The organism is Candidatus Paceibacterota bacterium (assembly GCA_041661265.1).
Taxonomy (GTDB): Bacteria; Patescibacteriota; Minisyncoccia; order JAHIHE01; family JAGLIN01; genus JBAZUT01.
The window spans coordinates 44,396-62,149 of record JBAZUT010000002.1 but is presented as its reverse complement, the minus strand read 5'-3'; the positions used below and the strand labels follow the sequence as shown (position 1 = coordinate 62,149).

Annotated in this window: 17 protein-coding genes; 13 read left to right on the top strand and 4 right to left on the bottom strand. The window is 42.6% G+C overall.

The annotated features are described in order from the left end of the window. The first annotated feature begins 11 nt into the window (after nt 1-11). The 8 genes from WC788_01790 to WC788_01755 all read left to right on the top strand — a co-directional run bounded on the left by WC788_01790 (nt 12) and on the right by WC788_01755 (nt 8,750). Nucleotides 12-851 carry a hypothetical protein gene (locus tag WC788_01790; GenBank protein MFA6096341.1) on the top strand — a complete coding sequence of 280 codons (840 nt, stop codon included), beginning with the start codon at nt 12-14 and terminating at the stop codon, nt 849-851. Between the two features lie 164 nt (nt 852-1,015). Continuing rightward, nucleotides 1,016-2,398, top strand: coding sequence for a hypothetical protein (locus tag WC788_01785; GenBank protein ID MFA6096340.1), 1,383 nt, complete (start codon nt 1,016-1,018; stop codon nt 2,396-2,398). A gap of 164 nt (nt 2,399-2,562) precedes the next feature. Then, the gene (locus WC788_01780) at nt 2,563-3,837 is read left to right on the top strand and encodes a hypothetical protein (GenBank protein MFA6096339.1); all 1,275 of its coding nucleotides are present in this window, start codon (nt 2,563-2,565) and stop codon (nt 3,835-3,837) included. Between the two features lie 174 nt (nt 3,838-4,011). Then, entirely contained in the window at nt 4,012-4,818 is an 807-nt protein-coding gene (locus WC788_01775) for a hypothetical protein (protein ID MFA6096338.1), read from the top strand. A gap of 158 nt (nt 4,819-4,976) precedes the next feature. Then, nucleotides 4,977-5,831, top strand: coding sequence for a hypothetical protein (locus tag WC788_01770; protein MFA6096337.1), 855 nt, complete (start codon nt 4,977-4,979; stop codon nt 5,829-5,831). Nucleotides 5,832-5,999: 168 nt separating this feature from the next. Next, nucleotides 6,000-6,989 carry a hypothetical protein gene (locus WC788_01765; GenBank protein ID MFA6096336.1) on the top strand — a complete coding sequence of 330 codons (990 nt, stop codon included), beginning with the start codon at nt 6,000-6,002 and terminating at the stop codon, nt 6,987-6,989. Nucleotides 6,990-7,149: 160 nt separating this feature from the next. Then, nucleotides 7,150-8,025 carry a hypothetical protein gene (locus WC788_01760; GenBank protein ID MFA6096335.1) on the top strand — a complete coding sequence of 292 codons (876 nt, stop codon included), beginning with the start codon at nt 7,150-7,152 and terminating at the stop codon, nt 8,023-8,025. Between the two features lie 137 nt (nt 8,026-8,162). Further along, complete coding sequence (locus WC788_01755; protein MFA6096334.1) at nt 8,163-8,750, top strand: hypothetical protein; 588 nt, start codon at nt 8,163-8,165, stop codon at nt 8,748-8,750. 146 nt (nt 8,751-8,896) lie between these two features. Here the strand turns inward: WC788_01755 and WC788_01750 are convergent, their stop codons facing one another. Beyond that, complete coding sequence (locus tag WC788_01750; GenBank protein MFA6096333.1) at nt 8,897-9,199, bottom strand: 50S ribosomal protein L27; 303 nt, start codon at nt 9,197-9,199, stop codon at nt 8,897-8,899. A 25-nt stretch (nt 9,200-9,224) separates the two neighbouring features. Beyond that, nucleotides 9,225-10,469 carry a DNA methyltransferase gene (locus WC788_01745; GenBank protein ID MFA6096332.1) on the bottom strand — a complete coding sequence of 415 codons (1,245 nt, stop codon included), beginning with the start codon at nt 10,467-10,469 and terminating at the stop codon, nt 9,225-9,227. Between the two features lie 87 nt (nt 10,470-10,556). On the opposite strand from WC788_01745, the gene WC788_01740 reads away from it, so the two are divergent. Both WC788_01740 and WC788_01735 read left to right on the top strand, forming a co-directional pair. Beyond that, nucleotides 10,557-10,967, top strand: a complete 411-nt coding sequence (locus tag WC788_01740) for an Ada metal-binding domain-containing protein (GenBank protein MFA6096331.1) — start codon at nt 10,557-10,559, stop codon at nt 10,965-10,967. A 93-nt stretch (nt 10,968-11,060) separates the two neighbouring features. Continuing rightward, entirely contained in the window at nt 11,061-11,468 is a 408-nt protein-coding gene (locus WC788_01735; GenBank protein ID MFA6096330.1) for a hypothetical protein, read from the top strand. A gap of 13 nt (nt 11,469-11,481) precedes the next feature. Here WC788_01735 and WC788_01730 read toward each other — a convergent pair whose 3' ends face one another. Then, nucleotides 11,482-12,702, bottom strand: coding sequence for a cytochrome c biogenesis protein CcdA (locus WC788_01730; GenBank protein MFA6096329.1), 1,221 nt, complete (start codon nt 12,700-12,702; stop codon nt 11,482-11,484). A gap of 670 nt (nt 12,703-13,372) precedes the next feature. On the opposite strand from WC788_01730, the gene WC788_01725 reads away from it, so the two are divergent. The 3 genes from WC788_01725 (at nt 13,373) to WC788_01715 (ending at nt 15,606) form a co-directional block, all read left to right on the top strand. Then, a complete protein-coding gene (locus tag WC788_01725; protein ID MFA6096328.1) occupies nt 13,373-14,476 on the top strand; it encodes an inositol-3-phosphate synthase in 1,104 nt (367 codons plus the stop codon). A 174-nt stretch (nt 14,477-14,650) separates the two neighbouring features. After that, complete coding sequence (locus WC788_01720; GenBank protein ID MFA6096327.1) at nt 14,651-15,448, top strand: hypothetical protein; 798 nt, start codon at nt 14,651-14,653, stop codon at nt 15,446-15,448. Beyond that, nucleotides 15,445-15,606 (top strand): hypothetical protein, encoded by a 162-nt coding sequence (locus WC788_01715; GenBank protein ID MFA6096326.1) that lies wholly within the window; start codon nt 15,445-15,447, stop codon nt 15,604-15,606. Before WC788_01720 ends, WC788_01715 begins: the two co-directional genes overlap by 4 nt. Here the strand turns inward: WC788_01715 and priA are convergent. Next, nucleotides 15,601-17,580: a primosomal protein N' gene (priA, locus tag WC788_01710; protein ID MFA6096325.1), complete on the bottom strand. Its 1,980-nt coding sequence runs from the start codon at nt 17,578-17,580 to the stop codon at nt 15,601-15,603. The two genes, WC788_01715 and priA, sit on opposite strands and share 6 nt — an antisense overlap. Between the last annotated feature and the right edge of the window lie 174 nt (nt 17,581-17,754).

Genomic DNA, 17,754 nt, shown 5'->3' with positions numbered 1-17,754 from the left:
GAGGCAGGATAATGACCGAAAAGAAGACGGATGATGAAATATTCAGATCGCTCAAGAATTTGTTTGAGTTGTATAAAAACGGAGCCAAAGACGGGAAATATTATAAATTCTTACCGGAAGATTTTGTGGCGAAGAGGATCGATCCCGGATCCAGGCAAACTGCAGCAAGCATTGAAGACGGATTGCATGAATTGGGAAAGATCGCCTATCGCGCAGTCACCGGAATTTGCGAAGACAACGACCGGAGCATCAAGCTCGACGGATATCCCAAGATCGATTCGATGATGTGGCCTGTTCTGGAAATGATGCTGTCCAGGCAAGAGGCTCCGGACATCGACAGAATAGAAGAGAAAATAAAAGAGGCCGGGGAAAAAAAAGGTAGGGGCGAAAAGACGGCAGAAGGCGGAAAAAAGAACAAAGAACAGCTGTTGAAAGAGCTTGTCCTGATGTTCGGCGGTTTGGATGAAAGTGTTTTTGAAGAAACGGTGATGGAAGCCAGAAAGATGATATATCCTGTGTGCTTTCACTATGCAAGTATAGAAACAAGAGATGCCGGGGAATTTCTTGACAAGGTTTTTGCATGGATGCGAGAGCGTACAGGATTCAAGGACGAAGTTGACTGGAAATGGTCATATGATGTCAAAAGTTGTCTGGTGGACATGCATGCAAGAGGAGATGCGAATATTTTCAGGGATGGCGGGTTTATCGATGTGACGGAAAAAATATCATTTCCGGCGAACGCCGATAAATCCTGTGACATATACGATTTGAAAAAAATATTGAATGGCAGGCGCATAGTGTCGGTATATGATGAAAATGAGGAAAACTGGTATTTAAGGATTTGCGAATAAAAACATTTTGGCAATCCCGCTTATTGAAAGACAATAGCCGGAATTGCCTCTCTTTCCGCCATACTGTTTAAGATAAACAGCATGGCAGAGAGGGGCTTCAAAGGAAAGCACCTTGAAATCAATGTATTGATCATGCTCACAAAGAAAAAGGAGGAAGTGAAGATATGATAAAGATCGATGAAAAGACAGATAAGGGTTATTTTGCAGCGCTGAGGGAGCTTCTTGAACTGTACAAAAAAGGAGCCAAGGAAGGCAACTATTACAGGATCCTGCCCCAAGATATCGTGGCAGAAAGCATATCTCTTGAAGGAAGAGAAACGCTATCAAGCGAGGAAGAAGGCCTGAGAGAACTTGGAAAGGCTATCTATTATGCCATGACCGGAAATTGGGAATACAACGACCCGAGCATCAAGCTTGATGGATATCCGCCGATCAAAGTGTTCTTCTGGCCGGTGCTCGAAATTATGCTTTCCAGAGGCGGAGCGATGCCAAGTATTGAGATGGTTGAGACAGAGATCAGGCAAATAGAAGGCGGTCAAAACAAAACCAAAGATGAACAGAAGAAGGACACAGAGACGTTGAATGTTAAGGAAACCGGCAAAGAACAATCGGAAAGGCTTATATGCCTGTTGTTACAAGAGGGTTGTACTTTATCGAATGTTAAAGCGGGAGAGGAAGATCCGCATCGGGATATAAGGGCGGCAGATGTTATCGTTGTTCCACCCGTGGGTAATAAAGTGTCCGGACAGTATAAAGATGCGGGGCATGAGATCTTATTTACAAGACCAGACAATGAAACATATGCCATCTATCCATTAATGCAGCATGGATATAAGATAAGCGGAGAAAGCGGAAATGAAATCCGTTTGCGGAAAATTGAACCGGACATTGAGACAAAGATAATCGAGGCCGAGAAAGATTCAGGCAATTCCAATGATGTAACCGAAAAACAGGTCGAAGAAAAAAAAGCAGTATCGCTGGAAGATCTTCTTATTGGCGAGGGATGTGAGATCGAAATGGACGGTGACGATCTGATCGTTATTGCACCGAATGCATGCAGAATAGCTCATTACGTCGGCAGTGATGGCAGGCAATTGATAGCGCTGGAAAAATATGGAGAGCTGATCGGAGAAGAGCTATATGAGCCGAAAAAATATGGATATAGTGCAAACGGATCAGGAAGCTCGAAGAAATGCTATCTGAAACGAATTGCGCCTCGCGACATGCAGATAGGAACAGAGGCTGGAAAATTTCTGGATGATCTGGAGATTATAATCTGGACAGAAGATATTAAACAGCTGCATTGGAAATATCATCCTAAAAAAGGTTTGGTTTATCTTGATGTCAAGAATATCAACCCGTTCAAAGAGGCCGGATTGGTGGACAAGAAGAGCAGGGTGCATGTCCCATGGACGGAGCTATTCACATGGAGCGTCAGCGCTTTTTCCGGAAAGAAAATAGGAGAATTAAGGGAAAAGCTGAAAGGCAGGCGCGTAGAATCCGTATATGACGGATCAAAAAATGGCTGGTTCCTAAGAGTGCTGTAAATTACATATCAGGCAATTTGTTCTGCAAATAATGCAGCCGGCATTGCCTCTCTTTCCGCCATACTGTTTAAGATAAACAGCACGGCAGAGAGGGACTTCAAAGGAAAGCACCTTGAAATCAATGTATTGATCATGCTCACAAAGAAAAAGGAGGAAGCGAAGATATGATAAAGATCGGAAAAGAGAAAGACGAGGAGCTACTAAAGTCGTTTGAGAGGCTTTTCTTGATGTATGGAAAAGCAGCCGAAGAGGGAAAATACTATATATTCCAGAAGCAGGATATTTTGACTGAAGAGATCGATCTCGGATCCAGAGAAACAGCAACAAGCCTCGAAGAGGGATTGCATGAACTGGGAAAGGTGATATATCTCTTTGCCACAGGAAGATGCGAGGACAATGACCGGAGCATCAAGCTTGACGGATATCCCAAGATCGATTCGATCATGTGGCCGATACTCGAACTGTTGCTTTCAAGGAGAGAATCTCCAAATCTTAAAGCAGCGGAAAAAATATTAAATGAGCTGACGCAAAAGAGAATAACTGAAGAAACGTCTGTAAAGACTACGGAGTTCGGCTATGAAGAGCTGAAACGGCAATATGAGAACCAAAAGGAAATATTCCGAAAGACGGGAGTGATCAGAATACTCTCAAACGGAGAATCGGGCATAAAGGGCATAGATGGAAAGGAATACTCTTTCCCGGAATTTGAAGAAATAGCGGATATGATAAAAGAAAACGGGGATTTTTTCAAGTTTAAGTGGGATCAGGGATTCAACAAATTGCTGATCGTTCCATTTGGCATGAAATTCAACGATCTTGTCGAGATATTCGGGAGATTGATCCTGCGGCATGACGCAAATGAAATATTGTTCGGAGCCAAACAAAATCACGATGAACAGAACCGGAAACTATATATTGATTCAGAAAAGCCGATTCTTATCTGGAGCACTGAAAGAGAAGCGGATATGAATGGCAATGTGAGCTATCGCCAAAGAGGCGGTTCCAATAAAACCAAAAAAGAGTTATTGGCAAGCGGCTCCGCATTCAATGTTCTTCTGGTTGAGGATCTTGCGTGCCTTCCGGCAAAGGGCGGCGGTCAGACTATTGGCGGACGAAAGCAGCTTGAGTGCGGGATGAGTCCAAAGAGATATTTAGGATCTCTTTTGGCAGACGCATATCAGGGAGAAGATGGAATATCCGCAGAGGACCAGATCACTCTTGCTATTATCCATCTGGAAAACACGAATGAATTGATAGATGCCCATATCGGCGGTATGCATACTCCATATATTTTGGGTATTGTCGGAAAAAACTCGCCTGATTCCGTTTATTCTTTGGGATTTCACGAAAATAGCCGTCTTGTGTACATGCATGTGAGTCATCTGATGTCAAACACTGATGAAAAATATGGCGTTCGCACGGCTGTACGGATAATCTGATCCAGTGAAAATAATATTTGGCAATCCCGCTTATTGAAAGACAATAGCCGGAATTGCCTCTCTTTCCGCCATGCTGTTTAAGATAAACAGCATGACAGCGAGGGACTTCAAAGGAAAGCACCTTGAAATCAATGTATTGATCATGCTTACAAGGAAAAAGGAGGAAGTGAAGATATGATAAAGATCGAAGAAAAGACAGATAAGGGTTATTTTGCAGCGCTGAGGGAGCTTCTTGAACTGTACAAAAAAGGAGCCAAGGAAGGCATGTATTACAAGATCCTGCCCCAAGATATCATGGCGGAAGGCATATCTTTTGAAGGAAGAGAAACGCTATCAAGCGAGGAAGAAGGCCTGAGAGAACTCGCAAGAGTGATCTATTATGCCGCAACCGGCATCTGGGAATACAATGACCCGAGCATCAAGCTCGACGGATATCCCAAGATCGATTCGATGATGTGGCCTGTTCTGGAGATGATGCTTTCGAAGGACAAGCCGCCTGATATCAAAGAGATCGAAAAAAAGATCAAGGATGCGGATGGCGTGACAAGTACACCCATAAAAGTATCGGTAGAGAAGATAACCGGAACGCAGACAAAGAGCATATGGGATCTACTGATCGAGAAAGGCTGTTTCATGACAGGTGCCGACAGTCTTCTGCAGGCGGCTATAGGGCTTGTGCAGCATTATGAAGAATCGGTGTCACTCGGGTCGGGCAAATATGTTTGGATGTCCATGGAAGAAGATCATACTCTTTTCAAGATGCTTCCGGGGAATTCAGTCGGAATCGGTTTTCTTCAAATGCACGGACTCATAGACATAAGCGATGTGGCGGAGATAGGGAAAGACTGGAACAGGTTCTGGATATATACCGATACAAAAAGTTTTATCATGGGCCTTGAAAAGCTGAAGAGCGAATTAAGTGGCAAAAAGGCCATATCCATAACGGATAATACAGGGTCTTGGTATCTGAAAGTGTGCTAAAAAAATCGGCAATTCCGTTTGTTGCAAAGTAGACTTACGGAATTGCCTCTCTTTCCGTCATACTGTTTGACTGAACAGTATGACAGCGAGGGACTCATAGGAAAGTACCTTAAAATCAAAATAGCGAATATTTATCTGAAAAGAAGGAGGAGTCAGTGGTGAAGAAAATTGAAAACAAAGATGACGAGCGAATTCATGTCGCATTGAAGAGTCTATTTAGAGTGTTTAGTGAAGGAACTGAAAAAGGGATATATCCTTTGTTTTTGCGGGAAGATATTTTTACGAAAAAGATTAATCTTGCAGAAAAAACTAAATATGATGGCGCCGATTGGGATCCGGAATCCGCGTATCTTTTTTCGCCGGATGATCCTTTTCATAGCAATTTTAGAAGAAAACCGGAAGATTTCATTTCGACCATTGCGAATTATCGGCGCAGAAATAGGGCAGAGAGTGTGGAGGAGGGATTAAAAAACTTAGGAAAGCTGATATATTTTGAAATTACCGGATATTGGGAACATAATTGTCCCAGTATTAAACTAGATGGCTATATCCCGATAAAATCAATTTCCTGGCCAATGCTAAAAATCTTACTTTCAAATGAAGAAAAGCCGACAATTGAAAAGGTAGAGACGGAAATAATAAAAGAAAGGAGAAAAATAAGAAATGGAGCAAGGTTTATAAATGAAATAATTGAATGGATAAATACCGAATATCGAAATAGTAAAATGCCGCGAAAAGGAAGCGAGCCTTATATATTTTCTCGTGAGTGGACCTGGTTGTTCGATCCGACGACATGTCTGATTAACATGAATACTCCAATATACCATGGAAGCGACGAGGCGGGATTTATCCATAAAGTGAGTTTGGATAAAATAGAATTCAACTATAAGAAAGCGAAAGAAAATCATGGATTAGAGAGGCTTAAATTTATGTTGGAGAACATCAATAGAGATATTGAATCTATAGAAGATAAAGTCGCCAATAGGTGGTACCTGAAAGAAGTTTACGAATAAGAATAAAATGTTTGGCAATTATTCCATCGAAAAAAAACGATGACCGATTGCCTCTCTTTCCGCCATACTGTTTAAGATAAACAGCATGGCAGAGAGGGACTTCAAAGGAAAGCACCTTGAAATCAATGTATTGATCATGCTTACAAGGAAAAAGGAGGAAGCGAAGATATGATAAAGATCGAAGAAAAGACAGATAAGGGTTATTTTGCAGCGCTGAGGGAGCTTCTTGAACTGTACAAAAAAGGAGCCAAGGCAGGCAACTATTACAAGATCCTGCCCCAAGATATCGTGGCGGAAGGCATATCTCTTGAAGGAAGAGAAACGCTATCAAGCGAGGAAGAAGGCCTGAGAGAACTCGCAAGAGTGATCTATTATGCCGCAACCGGCATCTGGGAATACAACGACCCGAGCATCAAGCTTGACGGATATCCCAAGATCGATTCGATGATGTGGCCGATACTTCAGATAATGCTTTCGAAGGGAAACGCTCCGAGCATTGAAGAAATTGAGAAGAGCATAACAGAAGTCCATGATGGCGCAGACAAGAATATAAAACAGGCAAAAAGTTTGAAGGACTTGCTGCTGGACGAAGGCTGCACTGTGCATATAGTGGAAGAAGGAGAAGAGGACGCCAATAAGAGAATAGAAGCGGGATCCATGATCGTTCTTGCTCCGGAAGGAACAAATATATTCTCAAAGGCGAAGGAGGGCGGGGACGAGATACACATAGGAAGCCCTGATAAGCCATATGCCCGATTTCCATTAAAAGAATTCGGATATAAAGTGGTCCAAGTAGTTTATGGCCATGCGGTTATCTTGTCTAATATTGAAACAGGAAAAAAAATAGCCGGAAGAGATGCCGGAAAATATCTGGATGAGGTGTCTGTTTGGTTGAACAAAGGATTGGCAACTATAGATTCCGAGCATTGCAGCTGGAAATATTATGCAGAAGCATCTCTTGTGAATATGCTTTGTTCAAGTGGCGAAACGCTTATGAAAAATGGGTTTATAGATGAATATGACAAAGAAACGGTGTACTCACCGGAAGGATCACATATTTGCGGAGAGGGCATAGGTGAACTGAAAGAAAAGCTAAAAGATAAACGAATAGTATCTGTGTGCGATAAGTCAAAATGCTGGTTCTTAGTAATCAGTTAAACATCGGCAATCCCGCTTATTGAACGACAATAGCCGGCATTGCCTCTCTTTCCGCCATACTGTTTAAGATAAACAGCACGGCAGAGAGGGACTTCAAAGGAAAGCACCTTGAAATCAATGTATTGATCATGCTCACAAAGAAAAAGGAGGAAGCGAAGATATGATAAAGATCGGAAAAGAGAAAGACGAGGAGCTACTAAAGTCGTTTGAGAGGCTTTTCTTGATGTATGGAAAAGCAGCCGAAGAGGGAAAATACTATATATTCCAGAAGCAGGATATTTTGACTGAAGAGATCGATCTCGGATCCAGAGAAACAGCAACAAGCCTCGAAGAGGGATTGCATGAACTGGGAAAGGTGATATATCTCTTTGCCACAGGAAGATGCGAGGACAATGACCGGAGCATCAAGCTTGACGGATATCCCAAGATCGATTCGATCATGTGGCCTGTTTTGGAGGTTCTGCTTTCAAGGCAAGAAAAACCAAGTCTTGAGAAGGCTGAAAGGAAAATGGAAGAGATAGAAAAGGGGACAAAGAAGGGCACAGAATGCGAAAACGACGAAGGTGAAACCGGTTCAAATGAAAATGAGATCCATGGATCGGACAAAGAAAAGACCCGGATATTCATGAATGGAAGAGAAATCTGTCTCAGTGGTAAAGAAACTGCATTGAACAATGACGCAGCCGGTGACGAGTCGGGCAAAGAGGAAGCAAAAAGCTTTGAAGATCTGCTTCTGGAAGCAGGCTGTACGATAATGACGACGGGCGATAAGGCCGGGCCAAAAGGCATGAACATTATTGCTCCTGAGGGGTGTGGGATCGCTCAATATATCGGGAGCGACGGAAGGCTCTTTATCGGTCTGACAATATCCGGAAGATTGGAGAGTGAACTCTTTGAACCGGCGCACTACGGATATGGAATAGGCAAACAAAAAGGCGGAAGACAAATATTTTTGACTCAAAACGGAGGGTCAGATAATGGGAAAATAAACGAACAGGGCGCGCGAAGGCCTCGAATGACGTGGATATCCGGCTAGTGTGGAAAATATATACCATACAATTCCTGCTGAAAAATTCAGCGGGATTTTTTTATGCGCGCGTGTTTGATATTTTATGGAAATTATGCTAGTTTACTTTCAGTGAAGAAAAGTTCTTTACAATAGAGGTGAAAAGAATGGGAATAAAAGATATGATATTCGGCAATAAAAAAGAGCCGTTGAACAAAAAAATCCTGGAGCTCAGAAATAAGGCGGTTCACAGGGCCAGCGAACAGTCTAATCAGCTGAAGATCGTGAAGGAAACGGAGGCCAAGAGAATAGCGGCAATGACGGGGCTGCTGAGCAAGGATCATCATCCGGCGCATTTTGTGGATACTGCCATGCTTCTCCTGAGCTATCCGCCCGAGCTGGCATATGTAATTGCGCTTTATCTGGACGATTTCAAATATCAACTGGGATTCAATCCCCACGGAACTACCATGGTTGCCGTCACCCAGATAGATTCTCTTTATCAAGGAGGGATGGTCGTCAGATGGAGCTCGCTGAAGGAAAGGCCGGAGCTCGAAGAGATCATAAGCAACAGATCCGTGAGGATCGAAAAGGCGGGAAAATTTCTCGCCGCATCCATTATCATTGCGTCGGAGACCATTGATGGCGCCAGGATGATCTATCACAACAACACATTCGATCCTTCGGTAAAGGCGGTTCTTGATGCGGAGCTGAAAAAATACGACCAAGAGGTCGCAAAAGAGATAATCAAATGATCTCTGAAAATCCGAAAAAAAATAAAGCGAAAAAGCTCTAGTTCAGAAAATAAAACAGGTCTCGATCCTCAAGTTCGAGACTATTTTTTTGATTTTGACATCGAAAAACAGGACCAAGTCCTGTTTTTATCTTGAGGATGCAATATCTATTTCTTGTTGGTCGTGGAAACTCTGTCTTTCACAACGCTTACGAAATTGACCTTTTTTCTGTTTCCATCAAAGTTCACGATCTTCTTTTCAGTGAATTTCACAAATCCGTCCATTATGGCGAAGATAGTGTGGTCTTTTCCGTGCAGAACACCCTTTCCCGGCCTGTATTTGAAACCTCTTTGTCTTATGATAATGTTACCTTTTTTTACAGCCTGATTTCCGAATATCTTTACGCCCAAATACTTTGGCTTGCTGTCTTTCAGGTTGGACGCTGTACCGCCCGCTTTCTTATGTGCCATGGTTTAAAAATTATAATTATGTCAGTTATTTCTTTTCGAACATGATTATTTCTCTGGCCACGATCTGGTCGGGCCTGGAGTAAATGATGGTATTTCTGTCCGTGATCCTTGTACTTGCGGAGAATAACTTCTTATCCGCAAGGCTTACAATAGAATATCCTATTTTTTCAATATTGTCAATAAATGGAGCCAGAACATATTTATCAGGCTTTATCTGATAGGCCGGCACCGTAAATACGATTCTCGCCTTATTCCGAAGGATCATCTTTGAATTCTGGAAGAATCTGAGATAGATCTTTTCGATCTGCCTGAAATTCTGGTTCATTTCCTGATTATTAGGCGCTTTGTTATAGATCGGTCCAAGCGTGGTCTCGGTGATTATCGCATTGACGGAATTTTCCCTTAACTTTTTATAAGCATGGGCGCTGTCGGACTGGAAGATCTTGTAATCCGGATATTTGAGGACATACTTTTTTGAGATCCAGCCGAGATTCTTTTTGCAATTCTCGACCTGCGCGGAATTCGCATCGCTGCCGATGGCGCGATAATCATTGAGGAGGGCTTCCTGCATGATCGTTCCGACTCCGCAGAACGGATCATAGACGGTGTCTCCGTCTTTGAGCCCGGCAAGGTTGATCATGATCTGCGCGAGCTTCGGCGGAGTCATTCCAACTTTTGCGTCGCGGTTCGGCCGGTTGTAGTCCCGCTGGGAATAGCTTTCGATATCCTGTATGGCGGAAATTTTTGACAGTATGACCCGATCGGGAAGGAATATGAGATCAAATAGCACGCCTTTCGCCAGCAGTTTATTTTTTATTATGGAGACGCTGCTTATTTCTCCGGTTCTGTCCGGATATACTATGCGCATGCTTGATTCTTTGCCAAGCTCTTTCTTCAGGCCGGAAAAATGGTCATTTATGCGGTCCGTTATAGCGCGAACTTTATCTTTTTCGGCACTTGCATTAAAATATATATTATACCCTATATTCTTTTTGGCGGCTCTCGTCTCGAACAGGGCGTCTATGACGGACCTTATCGAAACGATCGAAGCTTCAAAATCGTCAAATTCTCCCAGATATTCCGAGATCTTGATGGTTCCGCCCATCTGCACGAGCATATCAGGCGCATTGATCGCATTTTCCGCATCTGCTATAAGTATCTTATTCGAAAGATGGCTGATCTTGTACGGGATCCGATATTTCAAAAACATAGCATGAATTTCGGCAAAGGAAAGTTCCCCGATGCGCCCCAGGAAAAATATATATTTCATAGATAGATTGTTATATTGTTATATTGCTCAAAGCCGATCCGGCGATATGACGATGCCGAAAAATAAAAAATGTAATAATCAGGTAATATGGACATCTCCGAATATTTCAAGAATAACAGGGAAGCGATCATCTCATTGTTCGGTTTTGCGATGGTTTTCATGTTCGGATTCTTTTCGGGATACTATTATTTGTTGGATCGTATCGGCGAGAGAGGAGTTTCCGTCGAAGAGCCAAGCGCTGATTGTGAAGATCTGTTCAATGCGGGAATAGTGCAAAATGCGACAGCTGTTTCCGGGGAAAGCGTCAAGCCGGATAGTACTGTAACATCGTCCCAAAACAAGGTCAAGGCCTATGTAGCAAGCAAAAACAGCAAAATATTCCACGTTCCAAGCTGCAGCTCCGCCTTGAAAATAAAGGAAGAAAATAAAGTCTGGTTTTCTTCGAAAGAGGAGGCTGAGGGCGGGGGATTTTCTCCGCACTCGGCATGCATAAAATAATTATCTGTTGACAATTGTGTGAATATGTGATACTATGTTTTGCTAAGCTTAAAATACAGCTTGGTTAGTATATGAATCCGAGAGAGGGATAAAATGAGTAAAATACAAGAAATCAAATTGTTTTTTGAATCGAAGTATGGACTGGCCAAATATTTTGCAATACTGCTTGCAATAACATATGTTATTGTCGGATTTGCATATAATGCGGGCTTTGAAACGATAACGATATCGATGGCAATGATGTTTTTCGCTATCGCGACTGTGTTTCTGCTTATACAGACATTCGTTGCAGCTGTGAAACACTGTCTGTGCGGATTGAATTCCATAAACTCAATGACTTTTGCAATTTCGCTTATAGGCATACTGACAGCTTTTTATGCGAGAGATTTTGCATCTGTTTTGATGTTAGTATGGCCTATATTATTTGCAGTTCCAGCGTCGTATATCATTACCACATACTTCGCCATATGGACGAACCCGAAGAGAAACGCGATCTGCTGATTTCTCTTTTTTTTCATATCCCGAGCATGGAATAGAACTTGTCCTGGAAGAGCAGGAATAATCCCAAAACTATCATGATAATTCCCATGGCAAGTTTTATATGCATTCTGGTGTTCTTTCTCATGCTGTCCATTTTTTTGATGTCAAAACCCCAGGCGGCAATAAGCAGGATGACCAGGAGCGGGAGGACGAAGATCAGATTATAGATAAAGAGATAGAAATAGCCTTGCGCCTGAAGTTCTTCGCCGCTCAGCATGCTTAGGATCGCAAGATAGACCTGGCCGGTACATGGCAGCTCGAAGGCCGAAACCAGGATCCCGGCAATGATCACTGACGGTATCGTGCCTTTTTTCAGGAACTTTGAGAAGATAGGTTTTGTGTTTTCCGGAATGCGAAGGAGCTGTTTTCCGGCGGGGAACAGCCCTTCTTTTATTTCAAGAAAGCCTGCAAAGAGCACGATCAATCCGGCAATAGTACCGATCTCTTTTGCAATGCTGAACTGGGTTATTATCCTCATTATTCCAAGTCCCGCAAGATAGTATGTCACAAAAACTGCTCCTATATAGAAAAGACCTATCACGACCATGCGTTTTTTTGTCGCTTTTAGTGAGACAAGAATGGTAATCAAGAAAATAAGCACGGCAATGGCGCAAGGATTGATCGAGTCTATTGCGGCGGTCGTGACGATCATGGCCAGGGATACTTTTTTCTGAGCGCCGTTATTTTGTATAGGGCAGAATTCAGAATCGATCCCGCAGACTTCTCCGCCTCCGCCGCCGCCCAGAAAATCTATTTTCTGGACATTCGGCCATTTGTCCAGAAATTCATGGCAGTCAAAAAGCAGATCTTCTTTACTGTTGAGCACTTCCTCTAATTTGTTATTAAGGCCATTTTCGATATCCGAAGGTCCTGCGAAATATTTATTTCCGACAAAAACAATAGGGGTTCCCGCTTCTTTATCCGGGACGTTATATTTTTGTATGAAATTATAGAAAAGCTGTCTGCATTCCTCTTTTTCCTTTACGTCATGTTCAAGGAACTCGATTCTGCCGGCATAATCTTTCTTGACCTGCTCAAGGAAAGGTTTTATGATCTGGCATTTCGGGCAATCGACGGAATAAAAATATACAACCCGCGTTTTTTGCGCCTCAGGGGTTTGCTGGGCCGAGGCGCCGTTTCCGATAAAAAGCGAGAAGACGGTCAGAAATGCGAATAATAAAGACGTGATTCTCATAGTTTGTGTATATATTTAGTTCTTTTTAATACTATCTTATTATCAATCAATAAGCAATATTTCTTTCATGAATGAAACACCGCGAGTTCATTCGCGGTGCCTCGGCGGAATTCTTCCCGAACCCGTCTTGTTCAGCCGAGGCATTGCGGGGCTATTTCTTTTGTTTATATCATCCGTATTTATGTCTGAACTATCCGGCAAAGGCGAACAAAAAAAACAGCGCATGCCGTTGATAAAAAAAATAGTTGAGGAGGAGGTCTTTTTGGACCCCTCCCGAAAAGATATCGCACTTTAGGAAATATACAGCGGTGGATTACTGTTTCCAGTGAATGCTTTGTGTATAAAAGCTCCCATCGTACCATCAGCCGCGACAATGATCGCACTGATGTGCGATAGAGCACACCTAAATATGTTTCTCTTTTGTCTATCTGTTTCTTCTTCGTCTGTAAAATTTCTTGCCATGTTATTTCCTCTTTTTGTATCTTTTCTGACACCGAAAATGCTTTAATTTTGTAAAGCCGATTTAAGGTGCTTTCATCATTTTACTGAAAAATAATATATAGTCAATACATTTTATGAAATTGGCTGTGCATAAGTGATCCGTTTGTTCCATAAATTACTTTGATGTATAATTATTCCAGCGGCTAATCAATATTTTATATAAAATAATATGAAAACAAAAACAAAAAAACAGAAAGACAAAAGAGAGATCAGGATCGCAATAGCCGGGGTGGGGAATTGCGCGTCAATGCTCGTTCAGGGCATTGAGTTTTATAGAGAGAAGAAAAAAAATATCGGATTGATGCATCCTGATCTGGGCGGATATAAAATTTCCGACATCAAGGTCGTGGCGGCTTTCGACGTAAACAAGGACAAGGTCGGAAAGGATGTGTCCAGGGCCATCTTTGATCCGAATACGACAAACACCGTCAGGATTGCGAATGTCAAAGAGATGGGAATAAGGGTGCAGAAAGCGCCCGTGCTGGACGGGATTGGCGAATATCTCGGAACGAAGGTTGAAGTGTCCAAAGAAAAAGATGTCGATGTAGTGTCGGAATTGAAAAAGGCCAACGTGGATATTCTCCTGAATTATCTTCCCGTGGGAAGCTTTCAGGCATCAAGATTCTATGCGGAATCAGCCATAAAAGCCAAGTGCGCTTTTATTAATTTTATTCCGGAATTCATAGCGTCCGATGACGGCTGGATCAAGAAATTCGAGGATGCGGGGCTTCCGATCATGGGAGACGACAACAAGGGCCAGCTTGGCGCATCCATTCTTAGCAGAGTGCTTGCGAATCTTTTCAAGGAAAGGGGAGGCAAAGTGGACAGAATGTATCAGCTGAACTTCGGAGGAAATACCGACTTCCTGAATCTGCTGGAACATTCAAGGCTCAAGTTCAAAAGGATCAGCAAAACCGAGACCGTGCAGAGTCAGATGTCGGAGAGGCTGGAAGACGATAATATCCATATCGGCCCCAGCGATTATGTGCCATGGCTGAAGAGCAGGAAGATCGCAAATATCAGGATCGAGGGAAGGTCGTTCGGAGAAGTTCCGATCTTCCTTGATGTGAAGCTGGACGTTGAAGACAAGTCTGTCGCGACCGGAGTGGCTGTTGATGCCATAAGGTGCGCAAAGCTGGCATTGGACAGGGGCGTGGGCGGAGTCCTGGAATCCGCCAGTGCATATTTCATGAAATTTCCCTACAAACAATACACCGATGCGAAAGCCAGAGAGATGCTGGAAGAATTTATTGCGGGAAAAAGGGAAAGATAGAACGTTTCATGCAAACTCGCAAAGCGCCGGCCGGATATTTCCGGCCGGTTTTGACTTTTTCATATCTAATGGTAGAATATAAACATAAAACAAAAAAGTTTTTATTATCAGAAAACAAAAGAACAAGGAGGATGTTTCCTGTTCTTTTAAAATATACATTAAGGAGGCAATTGCTTGAAGAAAGAAAACGGAAAGGGTAATTCTACAAGAAATGGATACCGCCTTTATGCGTGTATCATAGTTTCCAGAAACAGATCCGAAATGGCGGAAAAAATTGAACATTACGTCGAAAAAAGGGATGATATAGACATCAAGTACTATGTCGTTTCATTGAAGCATATCGAAAAGCTTCAAAAGGTCGGGATCAGCCTCGAAAGGACAGGATGCCATCATTTCGTTCCGCAAACCTTGTCTTCGCAAGTGAAGATCTATATAAAGAACGGGCGTGATAAATCGCAAATAAACAAGCTGAAAAGCGTTTCGGTCGAAATGGATTTCGATCTCGTGATCTCAATGCCCAATTTCATGCATCAAAACCACAACAAAGTTTTCGCAGGCGATTTTACTCCGATGGAAGTGCTGAGAAAACTCGACTGGATATTGGACAACAAGCGGGAATTCACGAATGGCTATAAGATCGATATAATCGATATGTTCTCGATGGTTTCGATATTCAGCGGAAGAGACGCAGTCTCAGGGGTAGATCTTGGAAAAATAGCAAGACTGAAAGAAAACGATGAACCGATAATTCCGAATGATCTCATGAAAGATTTCAACATAAAAAAAGAAAATATCGTAAGATATTTGGACACCTTCTTTTTTTATCCAGGATATGAGAGATTTTACAAGCATTTTGAATTGCTTTCGAATCTTCGGACAAGCGACAGGGTCAGGAAATCGCATGTTCACGTTTATATGAACTATGCTTCGAATCAGGATCTGAATATTCCCGGCCAGGAAGGCGGCCAATGACGCTGAAGAAGAGGCTGTATCTGACGGCACTGGCATTTTTTGCCGCATCGATGCTTACGATGAATCCATTTCCTTATGAATTCATCGCAGCGGCGCTGGCATTGTCTGCGATCGGAATTTTTATAAAAAATAAAAAGGAATCGCATCGCGATTCATAGCAAGCTATCTGGATCAATATCAATGATCCAGTCTTTTTTTACTTCATTGAGAACGATATCTCTTTTCGCGATGTCGCCTGAAGCGCATTTTATCACTATATAATATTTGAATTTGCCATGCTCTCTGAAGCTTTGCGCAGGATAAGGCCTGATGATTTCAAAATTATCGCTGAGCTCTTTTTCGGAGTTTATTTTTTTATAGATCAAATCAAAAAGCTCCGAAGCTTCTTTTTTGCATCTGATCCTGTCCTCATTTTTGTATATGAGCTTTATAAGACTTGAAAATGGGGGATATCCGATCTTCGATGCGCTTTTTCTGAATTGAAGTTCTTTTTCATAGAAATCCATAATGTTATCGCCCTCTAGCGTCAGGAATGCGTCGTTTTCCTTATTGAATGTCTGGATGACGATCTGGCGCGATGCGCTTGCTTCGTTCTTCAGGCCCAAAAGGAATTGAAAGGACCTTTCTCGCGATCTGAAGTCCGGCTGATTGAAGAAGATCTCGGGAAACAGGATCGCAACAAGGGAGAGATTCTCAAGATTCCAATTCTTGATCGCCATTTGAGTACCGATGAGAATTTCGATCTTACCCTCTGTAAAATCTTCATAGATCTTTTTCTGCCGCGATCTGTTTTCCGCGGTGGTGCTGTCGAGGCGGGATATCTTTATGTTCTTATCCGAGAACATGCTTCTGATCTCTTTTTCAACCGTTTCGATCGCATAGCCGAAAGATGAAATGTTCTGACCTCCGCATTTCGGGCACTTCTTCATGAGGTCGAATTTTTTCTTGCAGTGCGAGCAATAGAGATTGTCCTTGAAAGACAAGAGAAGGGTCTTGCAATCTTCGCAGTGCGCCATATATTCGCAGTCTTTGCATTTTGTGACCGTATTAAGGCCCAACTTCGGTATGAATATCACTGCCTGTTTTCTCTTGTAGATCGCGTCCAAAAGATCCTCTTTCAATTTTTCCGAAAAAACGGAAAAGTTCTTTCTTTCACGTTCCATTTTCATGTCGATGATAGTGTATTGTTTTTCAGGAGAATTTTCCGCGATATTTATTGCGGCAAGGTTTCCATTCTTTGTTTTATAAAAAGTTTCGATTGAAGGCGACGGGGAGGAAAGCACGAGAGTTGCGTTCCAGATCGAGGAAAGCTTATCACAAACATTCGTCGCATTGTATCTCGGATTCATGTCCCATTGCTTGTAGCTTGAGCTGTGTTCGCTGTCTGCGATCACGAGGCGCAGGTCTTTGAATGGCGCGAAAACCGCCTGGCGCGTTCCTATCACGAGCTTCGCTTTGCCGTCCATGACCTTTTTCCATTCCTGATAATACAGATTTTCGGTGATGTCGCTTGTGAGAATGGAAACATTCTCCCTTCCAAGAGCGTTTATATAGAACGAAGAGAAATTATATATGTCGAAATATTCAGGAAACAGAAGAAGGGCTTGTCCGTTTTCCGTCCTGAGCTTCCTTATGATCTCCAAGTACAGGCGATGCCGTCCGGAGCCTTGATCATGGATCAGCAGGTTTTTGGATTTCAAATCGGAAGGTATCCCTTTCAGTTTATCCTCCGGTATTCCATCTATGTGCACGTTTCCGTTCAGATGCACATCTTTCCGGGACTTGTTCTTCGTGGTTTCGGGAAGTATCGTTTTTATGATGAGGCTGATAGGCGAGTGATAATATGATGAAACATATTCCGAAAGCTCGATAAGCTGAGGCGGAAGCTCGGAGCAATCTTCGAAAAATCCGCTTATATCCTTTAACGCATATTTTATCTCCGTTGCATCTTTCTTGTGAAGATCAAAAACAACCCCGGCGATATTTTTCTTGCGCAAGGGTATTTTGACGATCGAGCCTTTTTTGATCCTTCCTTCAAACTCTGCGGGAACCGCATAGCTAAAAAATTGCGAAACTTCTTTCGGCAATTTGGCGGCTGGAATGACATCTGCGATTATAATTTTGTCTTTCATGCGAATATAAAATATTGGATATTGGAAATTGAATATTAAGATTTTAGGACTTACGCGTTTGATGTCATCCTGAGCGAAGCCCAGCAGGGCGCAGTCGAAGGATCTCGTCCATTAAAAAGAATATTGCTATTCAACGGGATTCTTCATTACGCTTCGCTTCATTCAGAATGACAA